The 25,223-nt window shown below is 73.8% G+C and carries 28 protein-coding genes; 13 read left to right on the top strand and 15 right to left on the bottom strand.

Translation table 11 applies throughout. The features are described from left to right. Positions 1-49 precede the first annotated feature (49 nt). Positions 50-1,036 (top strand): permease, encoded by a 987-nt coding sequence (locus BKD26_RS33915; protein ID WP_084906212.1) that lies wholly within the window; start codon positions 50-52, stop codon positions 1,034-1,036. Continuing rightward, positions 1,033-1,797 carry a TIGR03943 family protein gene (locus tag BKD26_RS33910; RefSeq protein ID WP_084906210.1) on the top strand — a complete coding sequence of 255 codons (765 nt, stop codon included), beginning with the start codon at positions 1,033-1,035 and terminating at the stop codon, positions 1,795-1,797. Before BKD26_RS33915 ends, BKD26_RS33910 begins: the two co-directional genes overlap by 4 nt. 5 nt (positions 1,798-1,802) lie before the next feature. Here the strand turns inward: BKD26_RS33910 and BKD26_RS33905 are convergent, their stop codons facing one another. Both BKD26_RS33905 and BKD26_RS33900 read right to left on the bottom strand, forming a co-directional pair. Further along, positions 1,803-2,684, bottom strand: coding sequence for a class I SAM-dependent methyltransferase (locus BKD26_RS33905; protein ID WP_084906208.1), 882 nt, complete (start codon positions 2,682-2,684; stop codon positions 1,803-1,805). Between the two features lie 26 nt (positions 2,685-2,710). After that, entirely contained in the window at positions 2,711-3,685 is a 975-nt protein-coding gene (locus BKD26_RS33900; RefSeq protein WP_084906289.1) for an AraC family transcriptional regulator, read from the bottom strand. Positions 3,686-3,789: 104 nt separating this feature from the next. Between BKD26_RS33900 and BKD26_RS33895 the strand changes: the two genes are divergently transcribed. Continuing rightward, positions 3,790-4,623 carry an NmrA family transcriptional regulator gene (locus BKD26_RS33895; protein ID WP_107418092.1) on the top strand — a complete coding sequence of 278 codons (834 nt, stop codon included), beginning with the start codon at positions 3,790-3,792 and terminating at the stop codon, positions 4,621-4,623. A 492-nt stretch (positions 4,624-5,115) separates the two neighbouring features. On the opposite strand, the gene BKD26_RS33890 is transcribed toward BKD26_RS33895, so the two are convergent. Then, positions 5,116-6,087: a YafY family protein gene (locus tag BKD26_RS33890; protein WP_084906204.1), complete on the bottom strand. Its 972-nt coding sequence runs from the start codon at positions 6,085-6,087 to the stop codon at positions 5,116-5,118. A gap of 39 nt (positions 6,088-6,126) precedes the next feature. On the opposite strand from BKD26_RS33890, the gene BKD26_RS33885 reads away from it, so the two are divergent. Together BKD26_RS33885 and BKD26_RS33880 are read left to right on the top strand one after the other, a co-directional pair. Beyond that, positions 6,127-6,609, top strand: coding sequence for a hypothetical protein (locus tag BKD26_RS33885; protein WP_084906287.1), 483 nt, complete (start codon positions 6,127-6,129; stop codon positions 6,607-6,609). After that, positions 6,606-7,058, top strand: coding sequence for a hypothetical protein (locus BKD26_RS33880; protein WP_084906202.1), 453 nt, complete (start codon positions 6,606-6,608; stop codon positions 7,056-7,058). The genes BKD26_RS33885 and BKD26_RS33880 overlap by 4 nt, the downstream gene beginning before the upstream one ends. Before the next feature lie 4 nt (positions 7,059-7,062). Here the strand turns inward: BKD26_RS33880 and BKD26_RS33875 are convergent, their stop codons facing one another. Continuing rightward, the gene (locus BKD26_RS33875; protein ID WP_084906200.1) at positions 7,063-7,368 is read right to left on the bottom strand and encodes a 4a-hydroxytetrahydrobiopterin dehydratase; all 306 of its coding nucleotides are present in this window, start codon (positions 7,366-7,368) and stop codon (positions 7,063-7,065) included. Between the two features lie 104 nt (positions 7,369-7,472). On the opposite strand from BKD26_RS33875, the gene BKD26_RS33870 reads away from it, so the two are divergent. Further along, a complete protein-coding gene (locus BKD26_RS33870) occupies positions 7,473-8,270 on the top strand; it encodes a helix-turn-helix transcriptional regulator (protein WP_084906198.1) in 798 nt (265 codons plus the stop codon). A 15-nt stretch (positions 8,271-8,285) separates the two neighbouring features. Here the strand turns inward: BKD26_RS33870 and BKD26_RS33865 are convergent, their stop codons facing one another. Next, positions 8,286-8,702 carry a hypothetical protein gene (locus tag BKD26_RS33865; protein ID WP_084906196.1) on the bottom strand — a complete coding sequence of 139 codons (417 nt, stop codon included), beginning with the start codon at positions 8,700-8,702 and terminating at the stop codon, positions 8,286-8,288. A gap of 331 nt (positions 8,703-9,033) precedes the next feature. Between BKD26_RS33865 and BKD26_RS33860 the strand changes: the two genes are divergently transcribed. Next, positions 9,034-9,510 carry a hypothetical protein gene (locus BKD26_RS33860; RefSeq protein ID WP_084906194.1) on the top strand — a complete coding sequence of 159 codons (477 nt, stop codon included), beginning with the start codon at positions 9,034-9,036 and terminating at the stop codon, positions 9,508-9,510. A gap of 25 nt (positions 9,511-9,535) precedes the next feature. Here BKD26_RS33860 and BKD26_RS33855 read toward each other — a convergent pair whose 3' ends face one another. Then, positions 9,536-10,159: a histone deacetylase gene (locus BKD26_RS33855; RefSeq protein WP_084906193.1), complete on the bottom strand. Its 624-nt coding sequence runs from the start codon at positions 10,157-10,159 to the stop codon at positions 9,536-9,538. Positions 10,160-10,301: 142 nt separating this feature from the next. On the opposite strand from BKD26_RS33855, the gene tdh reads away from it, so the two are divergent. The 3 genes from tdh to BKD26_RS33840 are packed head-to-tail and all read left to right on the top strand — an operon-like array spanning position 10,302 to position 13,451. After that, the gene (tdh, locus tag BKD26_RS33850; RefSeq protein ID WP_084906191.1) at positions 10,302-11,330 is read left to right on the top strand and encodes an L-threonine 3-dehydrogenase; all 1,029 of its coding nucleotides are present in this window, start codon (positions 10,302-10,304) and stop codon (positions 11,328-11,330) included. 25 nt (positions 11,331-11,355) lie between these two features. Beyond that, positions 11,356-12,537, top strand: coding sequence for a glycine C-acetyltransferase (locus BKD26_RS33845; RefSeq protein ID WP_084906189.1), 1,182 nt, complete (start codon positions 11,356-11,358; stop codon positions 12,535-12,537). Then, complete coding sequence (locus tag BKD26_RS33840; RefSeq protein WP_084906187.1) at positions 12,534-13,451, top strand: LysR family transcriptional regulator; 918 nt, start codon at positions 12,534-12,536, stop codon at positions 13,449-13,451. The genes BKD26_RS33845 and BKD26_RS33840 overlap by 4 nt, the downstream gene beginning before the upstream one ends. 103 nt (positions 13,452-13,554) lie before the next feature. Here BKD26_RS33840 and BKD26_RS42140 read toward each other — a convergent pair whose 3' ends face one another. The 5 genes from BKD26_RS42140 to BKD26_RS33820 form a co-directional block, all read right to left on the bottom strand. Beyond that, positions 13,555-13,686 (bottom strand): hypothetical protein, encoded by a 132-nt coding sequence (locus tag BKD26_RS42140; protein ID WP_277622433.1) that lies wholly within the window; start codon positions 13,684-13,686, stop codon positions 13,555-13,557. A 57-nt stretch (positions 13,687-13,743) separates the two neighbouring features. Continuing rightward, positions 13,744-14,073 (bottom strand): hypothetical protein, encoded by a 330-nt coding sequence (locus BKD26_RS33835; RefSeq protein ID WP_084906185.1) that lies wholly within the window; start codon positions 14,071-14,073, stop codon positions 13,744-13,746. Positions 14,074-14,342: 269 nt separating this feature from the next. Then, the gene (locus BKD26_RS33830; RefSeq protein WP_084906184.1) at positions 14,343-15,683 is read right to left on the bottom strand and encodes an amino acid permease; all 1,341 of its coding nucleotides are present in this window, start codon (positions 15,681-15,683) and stop codon (positions 14,343-14,345) included. Positions 15,684-15,749: 66 nt separating this feature from the next. Beyond that, positions 15,750-17,861 (bottom strand): phage holin family protein, encoded by a 2,112-nt coding sequence (locus BKD26_RS33825; RefSeq protein ID WP_084906182.1) that lies wholly within the window; start codon positions 17,859-17,861, stop codon positions 15,750-15,752. 20 nt (positions 17,862-17,881) lie between these two features. Then, entirely contained in the window at positions 17,882-18,286 is a 405-nt protein-coding gene (locus tag BKD26_RS33820) for a hypothetical protein (RefSeq protein ID WP_107418091.1), read from the bottom strand. A 95-nt stretch (positions 18,287-18,381) separates the two neighbouring features. Here BKD26_RS33820 and BKD26_RS33815 point away from each other — a divergent pair, with 95 nt between their 5' ends. Then, a complete protein-coding gene (locus tag BKD26_RS33815) occupies positions 18,382-19,164 on the top strand; it encodes an MBL fold metallo-hydrolase (protein WP_084906178.1) in 783 nt (260 codons plus the stop codon). Then, positions 19,161-19,769 carry a VTT domain-containing protein gene (locus BKD26_RS33810; protein ID WP_241518976.1) on the top strand — a complete coding sequence of 203 codons (609 nt, stop codon included), beginning with the start codon at positions 19,161-19,163 and terminating at the stop codon, positions 19,767-19,769. Before BKD26_RS33815 ends, BKD26_RS33810 begins: the two co-directional genes overlap by 4 nt. Positions 19,770-19,998: 229 nt before the next feature. On the opposite strand, the gene BKD26_RS33805 is transcribed toward BKD26_RS33810, so the two are convergent. The 3 genes from BKD26_RS33805 to BKD26_RS33795 form a co-directional block, all read right to left on the bottom strand. Next, positions 19,999-21,087 carry an MBL fold metallo-hydrolase gene (locus BKD26_RS33805; RefSeq protein WP_084906176.1) on the bottom strand — a complete coding sequence of 363 codons (1,089 nt, stop codon included), beginning with the start codon at positions 21,085-21,087 and terminating at the stop codon, positions 19,999-20,001. A gap of 13 nt (positions 21,088-21,100) precedes the next feature. Continuing rightward, positions 21,101-22,342: an aminotransferase class I/II-fold pyridoxal phosphate-dependent enzyme gene (locus BKD26_RS33800; protein WP_084906174.1), complete on the bottom strand. Its 1,242-nt coding sequence runs from the start codon at positions 22,340-22,342 to the stop codon at positions 21,101-21,103. A gap of 117 nt (positions 22,343-22,459) precedes the next feature. Beyond that, on the bottom strand, positions 22,460-23,173 hold the full coding sequence (locus BKD26_RS33795; RefSeq protein ID WP_084906172.1) for an ANTAR domain-containing protein: 714 nt from the start codon (positions 23,171-23,173) through the stop codon (positions 22,460-22,462). A gap of 92 nt (positions 23,174-23,265) precedes the next feature. On the opposite strand from BKD26_RS33795, the gene BKD26_RS33790 reads away from it, so the two are divergent. Next, complete coding sequence (locus BKD26_RS33790) at positions 23,266-24,417, top strand: PAS domain-containing protein (protein WP_084906170.1); 1,152 nt, start codon at positions 23,266-23,268, stop codon at positions 24,415-24,417. On the opposite strand, the gene BKD26_RS33785 is transcribed toward BKD26_RS33790, so the two are convergent. Beyond that, positions 24,395-25,189, bottom strand: a complete 795-nt coding sequence (locus BKD26_RS33785) for an RNA polymerase sigma factor SigF (RefSeq protein WP_084906168.1) — start codon at positions 25,187-25,189, stop codon at positions 24,395-24,397. The genes BKD26_RS33790 and BKD26_RS33785 overlap by 23 nt on opposite strands. Positions 25,190-25,223: the final 34 nt, after the last annotated feature.

Genomic DNA, 25,223 nt, shown 5'->3' with positions numbered 1-25,223 from the left:
AGTAGGGTGAAATGATTGTCATTCGCTGCTGCGGATAAGGTGTGGCTCCATGAACCCAGCCGCACCCGCGCGGGAGCGCGCGCCCGGCGCGATACCCCCGTCCGTCGCCGTCACCGGAGCCGTATCGCTGCTGCTGATCGCCGCGCTTGCCCTGCCCGTGCTGAACCACCCGGGCTTCCGGGCGTGGCAGACCATATGCGTGGCGCTCACCGTGCAGGCGCTGCCGTTCCTGCTGTTCGGCACCGTCGTCTCCGGGGCCGTCAACGCCTTCGTACCGGCACGGGTGTTCAGCAGGGCACTGCCCCGCAACCCCGCGCTCGCCGTGCCCGTCGCCGGTGCCGCCGGTGTGGTGCTGCCGGGCTGCGAGTGCGCCTCCGTGCCGGTCGCGGGGAGCCTGATCCGGCGCGGGGTCACCCCGGCCGCGGCGTTCGCGTTCCTGCTCTCCGCGCCGGCGGTCAACCCCGTCGTGCTGGTCTCGACCGCCGTCGCCTTCCCCGGGCAGCCGGAGATGGTCGCCGCCCGGCTCGTCGCGTCGCTCGCGACGGCGGCCACCATGGGCTGGCTGTGGCTGAGGTGGGGCCGGGCGGAATGGCTGAAGATGCCCGCGCGGCACACCGGCCACCGGGCCGGGCGCAGCCGCTGGGAGGAGTTCCGGGTCGGGTTCCAGCACGACTTCCTGCACGCGGGCGGCTTCCTCGTCGTCGGCGCGATGGCGGCGGCCACCTTCAACGTGCTCGTCCCGCGCTCCGTACTGGACGTGTTCGCCGACTCCCCCTGGCTGTCGGTGCTGTTCCTCGCCGCGCTCGCCATCGTGCTCGCCGTCTGCTCGGAGGCCGACGCCTTCGTCGCCGCGTCGCTCACCGGCTTCTCCCCCACCGCGCGGCTGACGTTCATGGTGGTGGGCCCCATGGTCGACGTGAAGCTGATCGCCCTTCAGGCCGGGACGTTCGGGCGGGCCTTCGCGGTGCGCTTCTCGGCGGCGACCGCGGTGGTGGCCGTGGCGTGCGCGTGCCTGACCGCCTGGTGGCTGCTGTGAGACGGCACATCCAGGCGGCCCTGCTGCTGCTCACCGGCTCCGCCGTCCTGCACATCTCGCTGCTGAGCCAGGTCTATCTGCGGTACGTGAAGGAGGGCTTGCGGCCCTTCCTGATCGCGTCCGCCGTGCTGCTGCTCGGACTGGGCCTCATCAGTGCCGTACGGGACGGGCTGCCGTTCGCACCCCGGCGCCCGGACGACGAGCCCGTGGACGACGGACACGGGCACGGGCACGGGGACGGCGGGCCGCGCGTCGCCTGGGTGCTCTTCCTGCCCGTGCTCGCCCTGCTGCTGTACGCCCCGCCCGCGCTCGGCTCGTACACGGCGGCGCGCGAGACCGACAACGCGGTCGCCCAGGTGTCAAAGTTCCCTCCGCTCCCGGACGCCGACCCGGCGCCCCTCGCCCTGTCCGGGTTCATCGCGCGCGTCCAGCAGGACCGCGACCGGAGCCTGGCCGGGCGTACGGTCCTGATGACCGGGTTCGTCACACCCGCGAGCCCGCGCGCCAAGGACGGCACCTGGTACCTGACCCGGCTCGTGGTCAGCTGCTGCGCGGCCGACTCCCAGTCGCTGCGCGTCCGTGTGTACGGCAGCCCCGCGCCCCCCGCCGACACCTGGGTGACCGTGACAGGCACGTGGCACCCCGGCGGCGGCGGTGAGCTCGGGACGGCGACGGCCGCGGTGGCGCTCGACGCCCGGACGGTGGAGCGGGTGCCCGAGCCGGTCAACCCGTACCAGGACACCACGCCCCTGCTGCCCTGAAGGGCTCAGCCCCGGCGGGCCGTGTGCACCGTGCGGGCCGTCAGCAGGAACACGTCCGGCCGGTGGTGCAGGCTCTGCGGGTCGGCCGGGTCCAGCAGCCGGTCGAGCGTGGCCACGTCCTCGGGCGCGAGGCGCTCGCCGAGCCCGTCGCGGTGGCGGGCGAAGACGGTCACGATCTGCTGCCGTACGGCGTCGGTGACCGGGGCCGGCATGTCGTGGAGGAACGTGCGGGTGCCGCTCGGTACGAGGCCCGCGCCGGACAGGAGGGCCCGCCAGTCGTCCACGTCCTCCTTGGCGCCGGGCAGCCCCGCCCGCATCTCGGCGAACCAGTCGGCGTGCACCGCGTCGATGCGGGCCTCCAGGCCCGGCCGGCCGATGCCGAAATTGTGCGGCAGGCGCCGCGTGGGCAGCCCGCCCTCGACGACCGCCAGCAGGCCACCGGGGCGCAATCGGCCCGCCAGTTCCGAGAGGGCGCCGCGCTGGTCGCCCAGGTGGTGCAGGGAGTCGGCCGCCCAGATCAGGTCGGCGCGGCCCAGTCCGGCGATGCCGCCCGGCAGGTCGGCATGGTGCGTGGTGACCCGGTCGCCGAGGGACGCGGCACGGGCGCGCTCCCGGGTGCGCTCCAGGAGCTCCGGCGTGGCGTCGACGGCGACGACCTCGGCGTACGGGAACGCTTCGGCGAGCAGGCAGGACTGCACGCCCGGCCCGCTGCCGATGTCGAGGATCCGGCGCACTCCGGCCGCCGGCGCCAGCTCGCCGAGCCACGCCGCGGCCTGCCGGTACAGCGGGCTCTGGAGCTCCGCGCCCTGCTCCAGCAGCGGCAGCATCTCGTTCCAGTCCATGTGGGTGTCATCGTGGTCGTGGTGACCGTGGTGGTGTCGGCTCATGCGGACAGGGTGGCGGCGCGGTGCAATTATGGCGAGCTTTGTTGCTGCTTCGGCAACAGGTGGCGTTCCCTCGCGCGGTGCTCCCGCGGGCCTACTCCCCGGACGCGCTTGAACGCGGCGCTCAGCGCGAACGAGCCGCTGTAGCCCACCCGCCGGGCCACCGACTCGACCGTGGCGTCCGTGGTGCGCAGCAGGTCGGCGGCGAGGGCGAGCCGCCAGCCCGTCAGGTACGTCATCGGCGGCTCCCCCACCAGGTCGGTGAAGCGGCGCGCCAGCCCGGCCCGCGACACACCGGCCTCGGCGGCGAGCGAGGCGACCGTCCAGGGACGCGCCGGGTCGTTCTGCATCAACCGCAGCGCGGCGCCGACCACCGGGTCGCCCATCGCCCGGTACCAGCCCGGTGCCGCCGCCTCGGGGCGGGAGAACCAGGCGCGCAGGGCGGCGATCAGCAGCAGGTCCAGGATCCGGTCGAGGACGACGCTCTGGCCCGGCTCGTCCCGGCCGATCTCCTCCTCCATCACCGGCATGACGGGGCAGTTCCACTGCTCGGCGGTCAGGTGCAGCAGCGGCGGCAGGGCGTCCAGGAGGCGGCGGCCGACCTCGCCGTCCATCCGGTACGTACCGATCAGCATGGTGTGCCGGCCGTCGGGGGCGTTGCCCCAGGTCCGTACGCCCAGGCGCATGGTCTCCTCCAACGGCTCGCCCTGGAGGGTGTGGCAGGTGCCGCCGGGTCCGATGCGGGCGTGCGGCGCGGTGCCGGGCGCGTCGGCGACGGTGTACGGCTCCGGGCCGCGCGCGATCGCGATGTCACCGGGGCGCAGGAGCACGGGGTCGCCCCGGCCGCTGTCCGGGACGATCCAGGCCTCGCCGTCGCCGACGCACATCAGGCACAGCGGCGCGCGGTCCTCGATGCGTACGGACCACGGCGGTTCCATGACCGTCCGGAGGAGGAAGGCCCCGCGGGCCCGTGGTCCGTCGAGCAGTCCGGCCAGTGCGTCCACGCCATGAGCGTAGACGTGGGCGTAGACGTGGGCGTAGACGTACGCGTAGGGGATTGAGGCTTTCACGCATGGAAAGGCCGGGCGCGGTCCGCGAACCTCGAGTCATGACACGGAACATGAACGAGGTACTGGTGACGGCCGCGAACGGCAAGACCGGCCGCCGCGTCGCGGAACGGCTCACGGCACGCGGGGTGGCCGTGCGGGCCGGTTCGCGCGGCGGGGCCACGCCCTTCGACTGGGCGGCGCCTGGGACGTGGGCGTGCGCGCTGCGCGGCGTGGACGCGGCGTACGTGGCGTACTACCCGGACCTGGCCGCCCCGGGTGCGGTGGAGGCGATGCGGGACTTCGGGCGGCTCGCGGCGGACGCGGGGGTGCGGCGGCTGGTGCTGCTGTCGGGGCGCGGGGAACCGGAGGCCGTGCGCGCCGAGGACGCGCTGCGGGAGGCGTGGGGCGCCGGACTCACCGTCGTACGGGCGTCGTTCTTCGCGCAGAACTTCAGCGAGGGCGCGATGGCGGAGGGCGTGGCGGCCGGCGAGGTCGCCTTCCCGGCGGGCGACACGGCGGAGCCGTTCATCGACGCCGACGACCTGGCGGACGTGATCGTCGCGACGCTGACGGAGGAGGGCCATGCCGGGCTGGTGCACGAGGTGACGGGGCCACGTCCCCTGACCTTCGCGGAGGTGACGGCCGAGATATCGCGGGCGTCGGGCCGCGAGGTGCGGTACGTGCCGGTGACGGAGGAGGAGTACGCCGGGATGCTGCGCCAGTACGGGCTGCCGGCGCCCGAAGCGGCGTGGCTGGCGGGGTTGTTCGCCACGTTGCTGGACGGGCACAACGCGTCGGTGACGGACGGGGTCGAGCGGGTACTGGGGCGTGAGCCGCGGGACGTCGCGGCGTTCGCGCGGGACGCCTTCGCCGGCCAGGTCCTGTCTCGGTGACCTTCGGGGTCGCTCGGGGATGAGGACTGCGGCGAGGCGAGGCGGGCGGGGCCGCTGACGGAGGGTGACCTCCCCGCCTCGCCGACGGTCATTGACGGGTCACTCCGTGCGCCGGGCCGGGACTCATGCGCCGGCACGCGGGTGCCTCTTGCCGCCCCCGACGGCCCCACCACGGCCGGCCGCTGCCCCCCACCGGGGACGGACAGCGGCTCCGTGCGCGGCACCGCGTCGAGCCTGCCCGGTTCGCCGCGGGCGCCGCGCGGTGTGCCGCCGAGGTCGGCGGCGAGAGCAGCGGATCCGCGCAGCGGGGGCGGCCGGCACCGGCCCGGCACCAGGATCGTCCGCGCTGCCCGGCGCGCCGGGGCGGCCTCCTCCGGGCCGGCGCGCGGACCGCTGCCGAGGTGCCCGGCGCACCGCCCCGGAACGAGGCGGTGGCGGCGGACGAGGAGTTCCGGGCGGACCCGCCGGCAGCGCGCCATGGGAAACGACGTCTTACGTGCCGGCCGCGTACCGTTCCGCCACTGCCCGGGCCGTTTCGGCGAGGCGGGTGCGCAGTTCGGCCGGTGCGAGGACCTCCACGTCCGTGCCGAGCGCCAGGAACTGGCCGTGGGCGTGGTCCGGCGACTCGACGGGGAGCACGGCGCGCGTCCACCCGTCCGGCTCGTCGGTGCCCGTCGTGGCGGCGGCCCGGGCGGCGGCGCCCGTCAGCCGGGCGAGGCCCCGCGGCGAGAGGCGGACGAGGGCCTCGCCCCGGTGCAGGCGGGCGTGGAAGTCGCGCTGGTGCGCCTGCCAGTACGCGGCCAGATCGAAGTCGCCCGGTACGTCGAACTCCTCGCCCATGACCGTGAGTTCCAGGATCTGGTCCACCCGGTACGTACGCGGCCCCGACCCGCCGCGCCGTGCCGCCACGACGTACCAGCGGCCCGCCTTGAGCACCAGGCCGTACGGTTCCAGGCGGCGGCCGACGTCGGTCGGCTCGGTCCAGCGGCGGTAGCGGACGGCGATGACCCTGCCGCGCCAGACCGCCTCCGCGACGGCCGGCAGGAACGGTACGGCGTCGTCCTCCGCGTACCAGCCCGGCGCGTCCAGGTGGAACCTGCTGCTCATCCGGTCGGCCTGCGCCCGCAGTCCGGGCGGCAGGGCGGCGCGCAGCTTGAGCCGGGCGCCCGCGAGGGCGGGGCCGAGCCCGAGGTCGGCGGCCGGGCCTGGGAGCGCGGTCAGGAACAGGGCCTCGGCCTCACCGGCGGACAGGCCGGTCAGGCGGGTGCGGTAGCCGGCGAGCAGTTCGTAGCCGCCGCGGTGCCCGGCGTCCCCGTACAGCGGGACGCCCGCGGTGTGCAGCGCCTCGACGTCCCGGTAGACGGTGCGGACGGAGACCTCCAGCTCGGCGGCGAGCTGGGCGGCGGTCATGCGGCCCCGGGTCTGGAGCAGGAGCAGGATCGACAGGAGCCGGCTGGACTTCACTGACACAGGGTGTCAGTGAACCGCTCGTACCGTCCAGCCATGCCTTTCGCAGAGAAATTCCTCTTCGTCCCGCCGCCGGTCGAGGTCGGCGGCCGCCGCGTCAAGCGCTACCACGTCACCGCCGACCCGGACGGCATCGCACCGGACGTGGAGAAGGCCGCGTACGCGCTCCTGCCCGACCTGCTCCCGGAGCCGGACGGGACTCCCCCGGCGTCGTTCAGCGTCCTGCACCGCGGCGGGGACGACGGCGCGTACCTCAACACCTACAGCTGGGTGTGGGACAACGTCCTGCACTGTGCCATCGCCGTGGCGGGTCAGCCGTCGCTGGGCTGCCCGGACCGGGATCCCACACATTTCGTACGCCTGGAGAAGCCGTGGATCGGCTGCGTCTGGGAGCTTCCGCCGCTCGCGCACGAACGGGACGCGTGGGTACGGCACATGCTCGCGCCGGACCGCCCCGATCTCGACGCGTACGTGGCCGACTCGCTCCCCGAGGGCACGACGGGTGGCACGCGCGCGTGAACGGCTTCGACTTCCTCGACGGCCGCTGGAACGTCCACAACCGCCTGCTCGCCGACTTCCTCGACCCGGGCAGCGGGTGGGAGGAGTTCGACGGCCACACCACGGGTCATCTCCACTGGAGCGGCGCCGCCCACGTCGACGAGATCGTCTTCCCCTCGAAGGGGTTTCGCGGCCTGACCGTACGGCTGTACGAGCCGGAGACCGGGGAGTGGACGCTCAACTGGGCCAACAGCCGTACCGGCCGCCTCGAACCGCCCGTGCGCGGCCGTTTCGACGCGGACGGTACGGGGCGGTTCCACGGCGACGACCACTACGCGGGACGGGCCGTCCGGGTCCGTTTCCTGTGGTCGGGCATCACGGCCACCACGGCGCGGTGGGAACAGTCCTTCTCGGTGGACGGCGAGGAGACCTGGGTGACGAACTGGGTGATGACCTTCACGCGCGCGTAGAGGCTCAGTTGGCACCGTGGAGGGGCGCGATCTCCTCGACGCGGGCGGCGAGGGAGAAGTCCTTCTCCGTGATCGCGCCGCCCGCGTCGTGGGTGTTCACGGTGAGGTCGACCGTGTTGTAGCCGAGGGTGAGGTCGGAGTGGTGGTTCAGCTCCTCCTGGATCCGGGCGACGTGGACGACCATCGCGGTGGCGGCGAAGTGCGTGCCCAGGCGGTAGGTGCGGGCGATCCGGTCGCCCTCCTGGGACCAGCCGGGCAGTTCGCGCAGCCGGTCCTCGATCTCCTTCTGCGACAGCGGCTCAGTGGGCATGTCCCGTGCTCCCTCCGGGTCGGTACGGGCGATGACGACGTGACCGTGACGATACGGTCCGACGGCACCGGTCCGTGGTCAACACGTGGGTTACCGTCTGCGGTATGACAACTGACGCGTCCGGTACCGGAGTAGGGCCGCTGCTGCGCGGCTGGCGTGAGCGCCGGCGGCTGAGCCAGCTGGAGCTGGCGCTGCGCGCGGACTCGTCGGCCCGGCACATCTCGTTCATCGAGACGGGCCGGTCCCGTCCGAGCGAGGAGATGGTCCTGCGCCTGGCCGAGCACCTGGACGTGCCGGTCCGGGAGCGCAACGCCCTGCTGCTGGCGGCGGGTTACGCCCCTCGGTACGCCGAGACGTCCCTGGACGACCCGTCGCTGGGCACGCTGCGGGCGGGTATCGAGCAGTTGCTGGCCGGGTACGACCCGTATCCGGCGCTCGTCGTCGACGGCTCGTACACGGTGGTGGCCGCGAACCGGGGCATCGCGATGCTGCTGGACGGGCTGCCCGAGCACCTGCTGACGCCGCCGCTGAACGCCATGCGCATCACCCTGCACCCGGAGGGCCTGGCGCCCAGGATCCGCAACCTGGGCGAGTGGCGCGGGCACCTGCTGGCCCAGATGGAGCGGCAGATCGCGCTGGCCCGCTCCGAGCCGCTGCGGCGGCTGTACGAGGAGGTCGCGGCGTACCCGCTGCCGGAGACGGGCGGCGCCCGGGACGACCACGAGGAGCCGGCCCCGTACTTCGCGCTGCCGATGCGGATCGAGCACGACGGTCAGGTGCTGTCCTTCGTGTCGTCGATCTCGACGTTCAACACGCCGATGGACGTGACGGTCGCCGAGCTGGCCATCGAGACGTTCCTCCCGGCCGACCCGGCGACGGTCAAGTACCTCCGGTCGCTCTGACCTCGCTCCGGCCCTCTAACGGCCCACCGCCCGGAGGGCGGACCACTGGAGGGCGGCGAAACCGGCCACCGTCACCGCCTGCACCGGGATCCACAGGATGCCGGCGGTGCTGGGCGACAGCCAGGCGACGAGCGCGACGACGCTCAGGGCCGCCCAGGCGACATTGGCGTCGACGACCAGCTTGACGGCCGTGGCGGCCGGCTGCGGCCGGGAGGCGAGGTAGCCGACGCCGGCGGCGAACGCGGTGAGGAACAGGCCGAGTTCCAGCAGGAGCGTCGCGTCGACCCCGAGGAGCCGCCCGAGAGGCGCGGACGCGAGGGCGTACGCCAGCCCGTTGGCCCCGGTGACCACGGCGTCGAGGGCGAGGAAGCGGCGCAGCATGGTCTGCGGCTCGGTGGTGCGGGAGATGCCGGCGAGCAGGGCCTGGGACATGGCGGATCAGCCTCCATCGAGGTCGTACGGGCTGGGTCCCGGATCCCGGTGGGAGTGCGCCCATCGGGATCCGGTACGAGAACCATGCCGGGCGCGCGGGTGACGGTCGATTACCGCCGGGGTAATGCGGGAGAGGGCGGGGAGATCCCGGCTGCTCGGCCCGGGCGGGCCGCACCACCTCCCGTTCCATGGGCAAGTGAATGCGCAATTGAATGGGCACCCGTTGTGCACCGGTGGCGTTCACCCACGTGGCGGCGCATGATGGACATGACGCTCTCACCCATAGGCTGGCGCGGTGACGCCGATTCGGGTTCCCGGAACGAGGGGCCTCATGGCTGACATCAAGCTTTCACTGTTCTCCAATAATTTCCCGGATCACTTCATCATCGACCGGGATGGCGATGTGGGTATCGCCGAGATCGCAGACGACGCAGACCGCCGTAACGCCACATTCACGTGGACCGGCCCCAATTTGCGTATCGGCGAAACAGGACGGCTGCTGCGAGCCGTTGCCCCGCTGGGCATCTGTCTGCACATCGCGACGTTCGACGGCTTCCGCATACAGAGCAAGTTCTTCGAGGGGATCGAGGACCCGGAGGTCGCGGCCCAGGTGCGCGAGGAGTCGACTTTCGTCCTGGAAAGAGCGGAGATCGACCCGAACCACGCCACATTTCGTTCCGTGAAGTTCCCTGAGCTCGTCATCCGGCACCGGGACTTCAAACTCTTCGCGGAGACGGTGACTACGCCTGCCGAGCTCCAGTCCGCGTGTTTCCGGTTCGCTCCGCCGCTCCACTCGAGCGAATCGTAGTGACTCCGGCGCGTGATGCGGCCGTTCAGGGTCCGATGAGGTCCCGGATCCGCCGCTCGGTCCAGTGGCCCGCCGCGCCCGGACAGGAGGCCAGGTAGGCGGCGACGGTGTCCGCGTCCCACGCGCCCGCCGCGAGGAGGCCGGCGGCGAGGTGGCGGAGGTAGTCGGCGGAGGGGCTGTTCCACTCGACGTCGTGCATGCGCCACGGAGCCGTGAAGGTCAGCATGGGCAGCCCGTCGAGGGTCGCGGGGCGGACGAGTGTCTCGTAGCGGCCGTCGCCCAGGACCGCCCTGCCGTCGCGCAGCACCTCCGTCAGGTCGAGGTCGGTGTCCGGGCCGGGCTCGCGGTACATCTCCTGGGCGGCGATGTCCGAGAACTGCTCGGCCGTGATCCGGTACGCGCGGGCCAGGACGCGTCCCGCGGCGTGCGGGTCGTAGAACGCCCGGCCGCCGGTCCACACCGGGGACTCGGTGGCGAAGTACACGGCGCCGCGCAGCTCCACCGGGACGGAGGCGGTCGGCAGGCGCCGGTTGCGGCAGCCGGGGTAGGCGCGGGCCCCGCCCGGGGGCGTACCGCCGACGATGTAGTACGCCAGGCGGTCGGTGTGCGTGTTGGACCCGTAGGACGTGTACCAGACCTCCGTCGTCATGCGTCGAACGTAGCGGGCGTGGCGCGTGAAGCTCCGCTGTTGACCCGCTTAAGAAAACCTCGATGGACGCGGCGGGCGCGGGTGGGCAGATTGGTGCGCGTTCACGATCTCCACCCGAGACTTCCCGCCTGGAGCCGCACCCATGAAGGCACTCGTCAAGCACAAGGCCGAGCCCGGCCTCTGGCTCATGGACGTCCCGGAGCCCGAGACCGGGCCCGGCGACGTGCTGATCCGGGTGCTGCGCACCGGGATCTGCGGTACGGATCTGCACATCCGCTCCTGGGACGGCTGGGCGCGGCAGACGGTGTCGACGCCGCTGGTCCTGGGGCACGAGTTCGTCGGCGAGGTGGCGCACGTCGGCGCCGACGTCACGGACATCGCGGTCGGCGACCTGGTCAGCGGCGAGGGCCACCTGGTGTGCGGCAAGTGCCGCAACTGTCTGGCGGGCCGCCGCCACCTGTGCCGGGCCACGGTGGGGCTGGGCGTCGGGAGGGACGGGGCGTTCGCGGAGTACGTGGCGCTGCCCGCGTCCAATGTGTGGGTGCACCGGACGACGGTGGACCTGGACGTCGCCGCGATCTTCGACCCGTTCGGCAACGCCGTGCACACCGCGCTGTCCTTCCCGCTCGTCGGCGAGGACGTGGTGATCACGGGCGCGGGTCCGATCGGGATCATGGCGGCGGCGGTCGCCCGGCACGCGGGCGCCCGCAATGTGGTGGTCACCGATGTGAGCGAGTCGCGGCTGGAGCTGGCCCGCAAGGTCGGCGCGACGCTCGCGGTCAATGTCGCCGAGACCGACATCGCGTCGGCGCAGCGGCAGTTGGGCCTGCGCGAGGGCTTCGACATCGGCCTGGAGATGTCCGGCCGGCCGGAGGCCATGCGGGACATGGTCGCCAATATGACGCACGGCGGCCGGATCGCCATGCTGGGCCTGCCCGCCGAGGAGTTCGCCGTCGACTGGTCGAAGATCGTCACCTCGATGATCACCGTCAAGGGCATCTACGGCCGCGAGATGTTCGAGACGTGGTACGCGATGACCGTGCTGCTGGAGGGCGGTCTCGACCTCAGCCCCGTGATCACCGGCAGCTACGGCTACCAGGACTTCGACGCCGCGTTCGACGAGGCGGCCACCGCCCGCAGCGGCAAGATCATCCTCGACTGGACCGCTTGATCCCCTCCCCTAGGAGCTTTCGCTTATGTACGCGTCCGTCCGTGACGAGCTGCGCGCCACCCTCGACGAGATTCGGGACGCCGGTCTCTACAAGCCGGAGCGGGTCATCGGCACCCCGCAGAGCGCGACCGTGTCCGTCCCCACCGGTGACGTGCTGAACTTCTGCGCCAACAACTACCTGGGCCTCGCCGACCACCCCGAGGTCGTCGCCGCCGCGAAGGAGGCGCTGGACCGCTGGGGCTACGGCATGGCGTCGGTGCGCTTCATCTGCGGGACGCAGGACGTCCACAAGGAGCTGGAGCGGCGGCTGTCGGCGTTCCTGGGGCAGGAGGACACGATCCTGTACTCCTCCTGCTTCGACGCCAACGGCGGCGTCTTCGAGACCCTCCTCGGCCCCGAGGACGCGGTGATCTCCGACGCCCTCAACCACGCGTCCATCATCGACGGCATCCGGCTGTCCAAGGCGCGCCGCCACCGGTACGCCAACCGGGACATGGCCGACCTGGAGAAGCAGCTCAAGGAGACACAGGACGCCCGGCGCCGCCTGATCGTCACCGACGGCGTGTTCTCGATGGACGGGTTCGTGGCTCCGCTGCCCGAGATCTGCGACCTCGCCGACCGGTACGACGCGATGGTGATGGTCGACGACTCCCACGCGGTCGGGTTCGTCGGCCCGGGCGGGCGCGGTACGCCCGAGCTGCACGGTGTGATGGACCGGGTCGACATCATCACCGGCACGCTCGGCAAGGCGCTGGGCGGCGCGTCCGGCGGGTACGTGGCGGCGCGCGCGGAGATCGTCGAGCTGCTGCGCCAGCGTTCGCGCCCGTACCTCTTCTCCAACTCCCTCGCCCCGGTGATCGCCGCCGCGTCGCTGAAGGTCCTGGACCTGCTGGAGACGGCCGGTGAGCTGCGGGAGCGGCTGGACGCCAACACGAAGCTGTTCCGTACGAGGATGACGGAGGCGGGCTTCGAGATCCTGCCCGGCGACCACCCGATCGCCCCGGTGATGATCGGCGACGCGGCCGAGGCCGGCCGGATGGCGGAGCTGCTGCTGGAGCGGGGCGTGTACGTGATCGGCTTCTCGTACCCCGTCGTGCCGATGGGCCAGGCCCGGATCCGGGTGCAGCTGTCGGCGGCGCACTCCACGGCGGACGTGGAGCGGGCGGTGGCCGCGTTCACCGACGCGCGAGCGACAATGGCGGGGTGATCGACCCCCGGCGGCTGCGCATCCTGCGGGCCGCGGCGGACCACCGTACGGTGACCGCCGCGGCCGCGGCCCTGTACCTGACCCCGTCCGCCGTCTCCCAGCAGCTCGCCGCGCTGGAGCAGGAGACGGGGCACGTGCTGCTGACCCGCAGCGGCAAGGGCGTACGCCTCACCGCGGCCGGCGAGATCCTGCTGGAGCACGCCAACGAGGTGCTGGCGCAGCTGGAGCGGGCGGAGGCGGAGCTCGCGGCGTACGCGGGCGGTACGGCGGGCGAGGTGACGGTCGCCGCGTTCGCGACCGGCATCGCGGAGGTGCTGGCCCCCGCGATCGGACGGCTGGCTTCCGCGCACCCCGGCATCCGGGTGCGGGTACGGGACGCGGAGGGCGACGAGTCGCTGCCGCTGGTCCTGGACGGCGAGGCGGACGTGGCGGTCGCGGTGGAGTACCGGGGCGCGCCCCGGGAGGGCGACCGGCGCCTCGCGCGCGTGCCGCTGTACGCGGAGCCGTTCGACGCGGTGCTGCACGCGGGACATCCACTGGGGCAGGGGCCGGAGGTGGCGCTGGCGTCGCTCGCGGACGCCGACTGGATCGCCCCGTACCCCGGCAACCCGTGCCACGACATGGTCCTCCTCGCCTGCGAGCTGGCCGGCTTCGACCCGCGGCTGGTGCACTCCTCGGACGACTTCCGCGCGGTGGTCGCCCTGGCGGGCGCGGGCGCGGGCGTCGCACTGGTGCCGCGTTCCGCCCTGCGGGGCATCGAACTGAAGGACGTGGTGGTCCGCCCGGTCGCGGGGCCGGCGGCGTTCCGGCGCGTGTTCGCGGCGGTACGGCGGGGCGCGGAGGACCACCCGCTGATCCGGCCGGTGCTGGACGCGCTGGCGGGGGCGGCGCGGGGGGTGTCCAGCGGGGACTGACGCCCCCACGCCCCCGTTGGGCGCGGGCGCCCGGGCGCCCGGGCCTCGCACGTGGAGCGGCTGCTTCACGTGCGAGGCCCAAGGGCACCCGTGTACGGGGCGCTTACCGCTTGTCCTCCTCGGGAGTCTGGGGGGCGGGTTCGGGGTCGGTGGGGGGCGCCGGTTCCGGGGTGGGCGTGCGGGTCGCTTCGGCGCGGATCAGGGCGTTCAGGGCCGCGAAGGGGTCGATGGGCATGGTGGGGCTCCCGGTTCGGTAGGTGGTCGGCCTGCGGTGGGCTGTGGGGCGTACCGCTCAGCAGCGCAGGACCACGCACCGGAGGGGGCGGACCGGCGGGTGGCCGGTCAGGGGCGGCGTTGCGGGCCGGGAGGACGCCGGCGGGCCGGCCGGGTGGTGGGCCGGGGGGCGGACGGCGCGCCGGTGGCGGCGGTCCGCGCGGTGCGGGGCGGCCGCCTCCGCCTCCGTCAGGTCCGGGTCGGGCGCGGCCGAGGCGGCCGGGCGGGGCTCGGCGCCCGTGGCCGGTCCGGTCCCGGCCGCGACGCCCAGCAGGGCGGCCAGCACCAGGAGGGCGACCAGCACGGCCCGGCGTACGGCGGCGACGGCGAACCCGGTCATGCTGGTCATGGGCGTTCCTTTGCCCGTGACCGGACACGGTGTGCCCGTTCGGCGCGAGAACCGCCCGTTCAGCGGAGGCCGAAGACCGGGCCCCGCGCCGGGGAGGTGCCCGAGCGGCGGCCACACCCGGTGCGTGGGGGGCGTGGCCCCTCCGGGCTCGCCTCCTCAAGGCCGGCGGCCCTGAGCACGGCTAAGGGAGCCGTTACAGCGCCGCCAACCTCTGCGGGGGCGACCCTGCACGGCCCCGCCCCGGTCGTACGCCGTCGGCGGACCGGGGATCAGTCCGCGCGGTGCTTGCGGGCCGACATCCAGGCGTAGACCAGTACGCCCGCGAAGAGGAACAGCACGCCCTGGTAGACCGCCGCGTAACCGGAGCCAGCGACCAGCCACATGGAGAACGCGAAGGCGATCAGGGAGAGGACCGCGTCGCGGACGAGGCGGGGGCGGTGGACCCGGTCGGAGCGGCCGGAGGCGAGGAAGTAGATCTGCGCGGCCGTCGACAGCAGGTAGGGCACCGTGGCGGTGAAGGTGGTGACGAGGACGAGGATCTCGAAGACGCCCTCGGAGCCGGCCGTGTAGTTGTAGACGGTCAGCAGGGAGGCGAGGACGACGGTGACGAGGACGCCGTACGTGGGGACGCCGCGCCGCTTGTGGGTGAACATCTGTGGGAAGAGGCCGTCCTTGGCCGCCGCGTACGGGGTCTGGGCGCTCAGCAGCGTCCAGCCGTTGAGGGCGCCGACCATGGAGACGAGGGCCATGCAGGCCACGGCGGTGCCGCCCCAGGAGCCGCCGAACATGGTGTTGACGGCGGCGGAGAACGGCGCGCTGGACTCGACGAGCCGGTCGTGGGCGACGAGGCCGAAGACGGAGAGGGTGCCGAGCAGGTAGATGACGGCGGCGCCGAGCGTGCCGAGGATGGTGGCGCGGCCGACGTTGCGCCGCGGGTCGCGCACCTCTCCGGCGCTGACGGCGGCGGACTCCACGCCCAGGTAGCTGAAGAGCAGGATGGCGGCGGACGCGGAGACCGCGCCAATGGCGCCGGAGTCGCTCGCCTGGAAGGGGCCGAGGTTGGCGGAGTCGAAGAAGAACAGGCCGCCGACGGCCACCAGGAGGAGGGGTACGAACTTCAGGACGGTGGCGACGAGTTGGACGGCGCCGACGTAGCGCGTACCGGCGAGGTTCGCGAGGGCGGGCAGCCACTGGAGGGCGAGGGCCGCCGCGATCGTCGCGGCCTTGGACTCGTGGACGGGGATGAGGACGTCGAGGTAGCCGACGGCGGCGACGGCGAGCGCCGCGTTGGAGACCCAGGTGGTGATCCAGTACGACCAGGCGGCGAGGAATCCGGCGAAGTCGCCGAAGGCCTCGCGGGCGTAGATGTAGGGGCCGCCGGTGAGGGGGTGCCGCTGGGCGAGGCGTCCGAAGACGAGCGCGAGGGCGATGGCGCCGACGGTGAGGACGGCGAAGGCGACGAGGCTGATGGTGCCGTAGGGGGCGACGGAGGCGGGGAGGAGGAAGATCCCGCCGCCGATGATGTTGCCCATGACCAGGGCGGTCGCGATGGGCAGTCCGAAGCTCCGGGCGTGCTTGGACCGCTCGTCGGGGGTGGGGTCGGTGATCATGGGGGGTGGTGCGCCTTTCGCCGTACAAACCCGAACATGGTCGGGTACGGCGAACGCTCCACCAAATCAGCCGTGTTTGTCCGGCGCGACGCGGTCGGCAACCGGAAATGCTTCTTCCGGTTGGGGGCGGGACCGGGATTCCTGCACCGGACCCAGCGGTACCTGCGGGCCCAGCGCCTCGCGCAGCCAGCGCCGCAGCACCCGGTGGACCGCCTCGGCGCCCATCAGCCGGCTGCCGTCCGCGACCGGCGCGGACAGGGCGTGCGGGGAGAGCAGGAACGCCTCCGACTGCTCGCCGCCCAGCCCGCCGTGGGAGCCGATCTGCTCCTCGAAGGCGTGCACGGTGCCGGTTTCCGGGTCGTACATGGAGTTCACCATGATGTCCGCGACGTGCGGGAAGGAGTCGGTGCGCCGGACGGCGTCGGCGGTGCCCGGGCCGTAGGGGGCGAGTGGGCCGTCGTCGGTGAGGTCGTCGACGGGCACGTCGAGCCCGGCCGGGCCGAGCACCACCGAGCCGTGTTCCTCGCTGCGGACGAGCAGGAAGCCGATGCCCGGGTGGTTGGCGAGGGTGCGCAGCAGGGCGGGGTGGCGGCGCTCGATCTCCTCACGGGACATGCGGTGGGGCACGTCGGGGAAGGAGATCAGGCCCAGGTTGCCGGAGGCCAGCACGATCGGGTCGGACGGGCGCGACATGCGCTCCTCGCGGCCCTCCTCCACCGGCAGGTGCACCGCGCTGCGCAGCGCGCCCCGTGCCTCGGCGCCGCTCGGGGTGTGCTGCGCGCGGCGCGGTACGGGCAGCCCGCAGCCGGCCCGGACCAGGTCGCGCAGGGTGAGGCCGTACGCGGACTCGAAGGTCTCGCCCGGGCTCTGGCCGTGGTCGGAGAGCAGCACGATCCGGTAGGGGCGCGGGGCGTGGTCGGCGACCTTGGCGATCAGGGCGATGGACCGGTCGAGCCGTTCCAGGACCTTCGCCGCGTCGCGGCTGCGGGGGCCGGAGTGGTGCGCCACTTCGTCGTACGCGACAAGGTCGGCGTACACGGCGGTGCGGCCGGCGAGCATGTCGCCCATGACGGCGGCGACGACCACGTCCCGCTCGACGACGGTCGCGAAGGCCCGGATGAAGGGGTACAGCCCGCCGCGGCCGACCCGTGGGGTCTCCTTCCGGAGGCGGGACCGGGTGGACTGGCCGATCTCCCGGCACACCTCGGCGACGAACGAGATGGCGGTACGGACGGCGTTGGCGGGGTCGCGGAAGTACGCGACGTACCCGGCCCGGGAGCGGTTGCTGCGGCCCCGGCGGGCGGAGACCGACAGCACGAGGGCGAGCTGGTCGGCGCCGCCGCTGAAGAGGTTGCCGCGGCTCGCGCCGTCCAGGGTGAGCAGCCCGCCGTCGCCGGTGCGCTCGATGGCGCGTCGCTGGAGCTCGACGGCGCTGGCGGGCCGGTTGCTGACCATGAGCCGGCCGGCGTCCTTCTCGTACCAGCGGAAGGCGGGTACGTCGTGGTTGGTGCCGTGCAGGATGGCGAGCTGGCTGGCGCCGGTCTGGCTGGACCAGTCGGTGCGCCAGGGTGTGAGGCGGTGGGTGGAGCCCAGCCAGGCGGCGACGGTCGGCATGACCCCGTCGGCGACGGCGTCGCGCAGCACCCGGGGCCCGACGCCGTCGAGCTGGAGGAACACCGTGCCGGGCGGGCTGCCGGGGCCGGGCGCCGGGGGCCTGGAGTGCCGCCGGCCGGCGAGCCGGTACAGGCGGCGCCGGTAGGCGTTGTCGTCGCGTACGGCCAGGGCGGTGGAGGTGGCGGACGCGACGGCCGACATGACGGCGGCGACCACGACGGCGTTCTCCGGGTCGGCCTCGCCGCGCCCGTCGGGGATGAGCCAGAGGGCGACCAGCAGCAGCGAGCCGTTGAGGAAGAAGGCGAGGAGCCCGAGGACCAGCGCGGGCACGAGCAGCAGGGCGCGGACGACCAGCGGCCACACCAGCGCGCTCAGCAGGCCGAACGCCCCCGCGCCCCAGGCGGCGGTGACGGCCGTGCGGGTGATGCTGTCACCGTCGTCGGACTGGAGCTGGAAGTCGGGCAGCAGACCGGCGAGCGCGAGGATGGTGAGGGTGGACACCGCCCACACCACGACGATCCGCAGCAGGGCACCGCCCGCCGTACGCCATCGCCCCTGGACCACGCCGCTCGCTCCTGCCCGGCTCAGCAGCCGTCGTAGCCCGCCGTCGGCATGGAGAGCCGGCGGTGCACATGGGCCTTCATCGCCGCGTCGTACGCCGGTTCGTCCAGCTCGGCCGTCTCCAGCCGTACGCCCCGGCGCTCGCACTCCGCCGTGAAGTCCCGCGCGGACGTCAGCGCCCGGTCCAGGACCCGTTCGTTGGGCGCGACGAACAGGTCGACCGCGCCCGCCTCGACGTCGGCCCACAGCATCCGGTGGTCGGGCCGCATCCCGTAGAACAGCAGTTGCCGGCTGACGACATAGCCCTTGTCGGCCGCCCACCGCTCGCACATGGCGTGCTGGCTGCGCGTGTCGACCAGGAAGGGGTCGCTGTCGAGCTCCTCGAGCGGCGTCAGACTGGCGATCGCCGCCACGCGTACGTCGTCCATGCCGCCGACCCTACTCCCATCGCCTCCGGGCGAGGAGGCGCGCATTTACGCTCGTAAGAGCTCGAAGGAGCGACGCGGGAGCGAGGAGGGCGGGCGTGCCGGTGGAGGTCACCTGGTGGGGTCATGCCACCTGTACGGTCCAGGACTCGGGAGTGCGGGTGCTCACCGATCCGCTGTTCGTGCGCCGGCTGGCCCATCTGCGGCGGCGGCGCGGTGAACTGCCGCCGCCGGCGGCCGCGCGGGCGGAGGCGGTGCTGATCTCGCACCTCCACTCCGACCACCTGCACCTGCCGTCGCTGGCCCGGCTCGCGCCCGGCACGCGGCTGATCGTGCCGCGCGGCGCCACGCGCGCGGTGCCGGGGCTGCGGAGGGTGGGCGCGGCGGGCGGGCTGCGGATCACCGAGGTGGCGGTCGGCGACGAGGTGAAGGTGGACGAGGTGGTCGTACGGGCGGTGCCGGCGCGCCACGACGGGCGGCGGCTGCCGGTGGGGCCGCACCTCTCCCCCGCGCTCGGGTACGTGATCACCGGCGCGGCGCGCACGTACTTCGCCGGGGACACGGGGCTGTTCGACGGGATGGCGGCGGCCGTGGGGGAGGTGGACGTGGCGCTGCTGCCGGTCGGCGGGTGGGGGCCGTTCCTGGGGCACGGGCACCTGGACGCGACCCGGGCGGCCGAGGCGCTGGCCGCGCTGGCGCCGCGTGCGGCGGTGCCGGTGCACTACGGCACGTACTGGCCGATAGGGCTGGACGCGGTGCGGCCGCACGAGTTCCACGCGCCGGGCGACGAGTTCGTGCGGCACGCGGCGCGGCTGGCACCCGGGGTGGCCGTGCACCGGCTGGGGCACGGCGAGAGCGTGCGGCCGGAGGTGTCCGGGTGATCGGGGCGGTGGGCCAGTTGCCGCCCGAGTCGACGCAGCAGGCGGTCGGCTATCCGGCGCTGTTCCTGCTGGTGGCGCTGGGGGCGCTGGTGCCGGTGATCCCCACGGGGGCGATCGTCAGCTCGGCGGCGGTGGTGGCGTTCCATCAGACGTCGCCGGTCGCGCTGCTGGTGGTGTTCGCGCTGGCGGCGGGCGCGGCGTTCACGGGTGACGTGGCGCTGTACTGGCTGGGGCGGCGGGGGGTGCGGTCGAAGAACGGTTCGCGGTGGCTGGAGGCGCTGCGGGGGCGGGCGGCGCCGGACCGGCTGGAGCAGGCGCAGGCCAAACTGCGGGAGCACCGGGTGTCGGTGCTGGTGCTGTCCCGGCTGGTCCCGGCGGGCCGGATCCCGGTGATGCTGGCGTGCCTGCTGGCCGGGATGCCGCTGCGCCGCTTCGCGCGCGGCAACCTCCCGGCGTGCCTGGCGTGGGCGGTGACGTACCAGCTGATCGGCATCCTGGGCGGCTCGCTCTTCGCCCGCCCCTGGCAGGGTGTCCTGGCGGCGGTGGCCCTGACGGTGCTGATCAGCGCGGTGCCGTCGGTGTGGCGGCGCGTGCGCCACTCCTGAGCGGCGGGCCCTCAGGCGGCCGGCCCCGGGCGGTGTCGGTCACCACTGGGGCGGTGGACGGGCCACCCCCGGGCGGTGTGCGCTGAGCCGCGGCGCCTGAAGGCGAGTGAGGTGCAGGGGCGCGCAGCTGTCGAAAGGGAGAGCGCGCGGAGGGTCGTGAGGAACGAGCGACCTGAGCACGGTCGACCGTCGACAGACGCAACAGGCGCCCCGGGGCCGAACCGAGCCCCTAAAGAAGGCGCGAGGCGCCGACGGGGAGGTCCCAGAGGTGGTCGCGGGGCAGGCCGGCTTTTTCCCAGGCGGCGCGGACGCGGGTGAGGGGTTCCATGACCGGTTCGGAGGAGAGGACGAAGGTGGCCCAGTGCATGGGGGCCATGATCCGGGCGCCGAGGTCCTGGTGGGCCTGGACGGCCTCTTCGGGGTCGGTGTGGACGTCGCGCAGCCACCAGCGCGGGGCGTAGGCGCCGATGGGCAGGAGGGCGACGTCGATGCCGGGGTGGCGGCGGCCGATCTCCTTGAACCAGTGGCCGTAGCCGGTGTCGCCGGCGAAGTAGACGCGGTGCCCGTCGGGGTCGCCGATCACCCAGCCGCCCCACAGGGAGCGGCAGGTGTCGGTGAGGGTGCGCTTGGACCAGTGGTGGGAGGGGACGAAGTCGAAGCGGACTCCCGCCCGTCTCCCGCCACCACCCTCAGCCGAGGCGCCTTCGGCGCCGCCCCTCGGATGCAGTTCGGCGGTCTCCCACCAGTCGAGTTCGGTGACGTGGGTGAAGCGGCGGCGGCGGAACCAGCGGCCGAGGCCGGCGGGGACGAAGACCGGGGTGTCGCGGGGCAGTCTTCTTACGGTGGGGGCGTCCAGGTGGTCGTAGTGGTTGTGGCTGATGACGACGGCGTCGACGGGCGGCAGGTCCTCCCACCGCACGCCGACGGGCGTGATGCGGGCGGGCGTGCCGAGGATGCGGCGGGACCAGACGGGGTCGGTGAGGACGGTGAGCCCGCCGATACAGAGGATCCAGCTGGCGTGCCCGGCCCAGGTGACGGCGACGGTGCCGGGCTCCACGTCGGGAATGGGCTGGGGCTCGAACGGCAGGTGCGGGATGTCCCGGAGGCCTTCGGCGGTGGGCCGCACCGCTCCCTCGCGCGCGAGCCTGGCCATGGCCCGTACGCCGGGGAGCGGAGCGGTCAGCCGGTCGGCGAAGGATCTCGGCCAGGTGCGGATCTGGCCGAGGGGGCGTGGGCCGCCGCCTGGGGTGTGCTCGGGGCGCCCGGCCGGGGCCCGGTCCGCGGAGGGGTGCTCGGTGGGTGCCGTCTGTTCCGTCATCTGCCAGCTCCGTTCACCGTGGTTCCTGAAGTTCGTGAAAAGCAGAACCGAACCTGTCCAACGCTTGGGCCACGTGCGGTGATTCCAGCAGATCCGCCGCTGTGGAGGTCTCCGCCGTGAGGGACTCCGTGCGCTCCTCGGGGGTTGCTCCCAGCAGGGGCCAAGTCGCCAGGCGCACCCGCAGCGCGCCGAGCTCGTCGCCGAACCGGTGGCCGCCGGGTGTGAGCACGCCGAGGCGGTCCGTCAGGTACTCCTCCAGTTCCATGGAGTCGGTCACGCCGCGCTCGGCGAGGCGGCCGCGCAGCGGCCCGAGGTCGGCGTACAGGTGCCGCCCCGCCCGGGGCGGCAGGGCGAGCGCCCCGGCGGTCAGCACCGTGTGGTGCGCGGCGGCCGCCACGCGCGCGTGCAGCGCGGCGGTGGCGCGCGCCCGGGTGGTGACCTCCTCCGGTTCGCCGAGCGCGTGGGCGGCGGCCGCGGCGACGGGGGCGGCGACCTGGGCGCCGAGCGCGGTGAGCCGGTCCAGGGTGCGGGCGCGGCGGGCGGGGCCGGGCCCGGTGTGCGGGAAGCGGGCGATGGCGGCGGGCCAGGCTGCGGGGGTGAGGGAGCCGGCCAGGTCGCAGAGGACGGTGACGTCGTCGGGGCACATCTCGGCGGGGCTGACGAGCACGGTGTCGTGCGGGTCGTGCAGGGTGTCGCGCCAGGTCTCGTCGCTGATGATGTGCAGGCCCTCGGCGACGGCCGCCTCGCACGCCTCGCGCACCACCTCGGGCGGCGCGACGGTGGCGGTGGGGTCGTCGGCGACGGAGAGCAGCAGGACCGCCGGGTGGCCGCCTTCGGCGCGGACCCGCCGTACGGTCTCCAGCAGCGCGTACGGGTCGGGTACGCCACCGCACTCGGCGGGCGTCGGCACGTGGTAGGCGGGCCGGCCCAGGAGCCGGGCCTGGGGGGTCCACCAGGCGGGGCAGGGCCGGGGCATGAGGACGTCGCCGCCGTGGGCGGCCATGAGCGCCGACAGCAGCGGCTGGGCGCCGGGCGCGGCGGCCAGGTCCTCGGGGTGGCAGCGCAGGCCGCGCCGCCACCAGTAGCCGCAGGCCGCGTCGCGCAGCACGGCGCCGCCGCCGGGCGGTTCGGGTTCGGTGCGGTGGGCGGCGGCCGCGAGGACGGCGGCCAGCTCGGGCAGGACGGGCAGGCCGGGTTCCGGCGCGGGGGGCCCGTAGCGGACGGGTCCGCGCCCTCGGGTGTCCGGCTGCCGCATGCCCTCACCTCCGCCGCTGGAGCTCCGCCGCTGGTGGTCCGGGGACATGTGCCCAGCCCCACAGCCCTTTATACGGAGGTTCTTCACAAATCGCCGCTCCGGGATTCCGCCGCACCGTCATCCACGGGGTGCCAGGCGGGCCAGTTCCTTCTCCAGGCCGCGCCCCCGGGTGCGTACGACGCCCGCCGCGACGTCGGCGAGCTTGCGGTTGGTGAGCTGCGAGACGTGCCGCAGCACGCCGTACGCCTCGTCGGCGTCGCAGCCGAGGACGTGCATCACGATGCCGCCGGCCTGGTCGATCACCGGCCGGGAGCGCAGCGCCGTGGCGAGCTGACCGACCTCGGTGAGGGCGGCGCGGTACCGCCGGTCGCGGGCCAGGCCGGCCGTGATCTCCTCGCCGAGGAGCGCGACGCAGCCGTGTGCGGCGTGCTCCAGGGAGCCGGGCCGGAAGCCGTACAGGTTGAGGGTGATGTCCATGCCGGCCCGGTGGTAGGGGAGCGTGACGCTGGCGCGTACGCCGGAGCCGAGGGCCATCGCCCGGTAGTCGGGCCAGCGTTCGTCCGTCAGCAGGTCCTCCGCGTCGACCGGTTCGCCGCTGTCGAGGGCGGCCCTGATGGGGCCGTCGCCGGAGTCGAGCTGGACCGAGACGAGGGCCGCGAGATCGGGGTGCGTGGCGCTGGTGCGGCGTTCGCCGTCACCGTCGGCGTCGCTGAGCGTCGCGACGGCTCCGCAGCAGGCGGGGACGGAGCGTACGCACTGCTCGGTCAGTTGCTGCAGCTTGCGTGCGGTGGATGCCGGTTCCGGGCCTTCGTACTCCTGCTCGGCGAACATGGCGCACCACTCCTCTCTCGCTCCGGCTGCCCCGTGCCCGCAGCGCGAAACGGCCGTTCCCGTCGGCTCCGTGGTCCGGTTACGGTGCTTCCATGACGCAGACGGACGAGTTCGGCGAGGACCTCGCGGATTTTGTACGACGGGTCGCCGAGCTGCGCTCCGCCCGCGCTCTTCCGCCGGCCGAGCAGCAGGGTGTCCTGGACGCGGCGCTCTTCGAACTCCAGCATGCGGCAGAGTCGCTCTGGCCGCGCTACGAGCGGCTCGCCGCCAGGGCCCCGGACGGCACGTCGGCCGACCGGCAGGAGCGGCAGCTGCTGAGGACGCTGTTCCAGCGGTTGCCCCTGCCGGTCGCGCTGGTCGACCGCGACACGGTGGTACGCCGGATGAACTTCGCCGCGACGGGTCTGACCGGGGTCCGCGCCGGTTACGCCACCGGCCGCCCGCTGGCCGGGCTGCTGGTCTCCGGCGACCGGGCCCCCTTCCGTACGCAGGCGGCGGCCACGGCGCGCGGCGAGGGCGCCCGCAGCGTGACCGTACGGCTCCAGCAGCGGCCGCACGAGCCGGTGCGGGCCTCCCTGGTCGCCCTGCAGCTGCCGGGCGAGCCGCAGCCCACCGTGCTCGTGGTGCTCCAGCCGGGGGTGTCGGGGACGGCGGCGCCGGCGACCGCCGGGGCGGTGGGGCGCCGGCTGCTGCCGCCCGATCTGGCGGAGGCCACGCAGCGCGCCGGGATGATGGACCTGGTGGACGCGATGGCGGTCGCGCTGCTGAGCTCCCCGCCGGGGGACGCGGAGGCGGCGCTGCGGGCGGCCGCGCGGGTGCTGCACGGCCGGTTCGCGGACTGGGTGGTGGCGGACACGTCCGGGCCGGGGCGGCCGCTGCGGCGGGCCGTGGCGCTGGGGCCGCCGGACGAGGCGTTCGCGCCGCTGGTGAAGGCGGTCGCGGAGCAGGACCCGGAGGCCTGCCCGCTGGTGGTGGAGGCGGCCCGGGGCGGGTCGGCCTCCTTGCAGGTGCGGCCCGAGGACGTCCTCGCGTTGGGCGAGGACGCCTCGGGCGCGTCGGTGCTGGTGCGGGCCGAGGTCAGCTCGCTGCTGTGCCTGCCGCTGCCTCGGGAGGACGGTGGCGTGCTGGGCGTGCTGACGCTGCTGCGTACGGGCGCGAGACGGGCGTTCTCGATGGCGGAGGGGCAGGCCGCCGATGTGATGTCCCGCCACATCGCGCTCGCTATGCGGCGACGTCCCGCATGATGTCCTCCCGCATCTGGGTGCAGCAGCGGCTGATCAGCCGGGACACGTGCATCTGGGAGATGCCGAGGTCCTCGGCGATCCGGCTCTGGGTCATGTCGCGGAAGAACCGCATGTAGAGGATTTTCTGTTCGCGTTCGGGCAGGTTGCGCAGGCGCGGCTTGACCGATTCGCGGTCGATGACAACGTCGAGGGCCGGGTCGGGGCCGCCGAGCGCGTCGACGAGGGTGTATCCGTCCTCGGTGCCGGGAAGCTCCGCGTCCAGGGAGAGGGCGGTGAAGCTGTCGAGGGCCTCCAGCCCGGCGACGGCTTCCTCCTCGGTCATGCCGGCCTTCTTGGCGATCTCGGACACGGTGGGAGCGCGGCCTCCGACCGAGTGCGAGAGCTCCTGGTAGGCGGTGCGGACGCGGCCCCGCAGGTCCTGGACGCGGCGCGGGACGTGGAGCGTCCACATGTGGTCACGGAAGTGGCGCTTGATCTCGCCGGTGATGGTGGGTACGGCGAAGCTCTCGAAGGCCGCGCCGCGTTCGGGGTCGTACCGGTCCACGGCCTTGACCAGGCCGAGGGCGGCGACCTGCTTGAGGTCCTCCAGGGACTCGCCGCGGTTGCGGAACCGGCCGGCGAGCCGGTCCGCCATGGGCAGCCAGGCGCGGACGATGTCCTGTCGGACGGCTTCCCGTTCCTCCCCCTCGGGCAGGGTGGCCAGGCGCTGGAACGCCTCGGCGGTGTCGGGGGCGTCGTCGTGCGGATGCTTCGTGTGAGCGAGGGTAGGCATGATGCTTTTCAGCTCCCTGAACGGTGCTGACGGT

This window comes from Streptomyces sp. CB03238, assembly GCF_002099185.1.
GTDB lineage: Bacteria > Actinomycetota > Actinomycetes > Streptomycetales > Streptomycetaceae > Streptomyces.
Note: the sequence above shows the minus strand (reverse complement) of the source record. Positions and strands in the feature narration are given on the sequence as shown.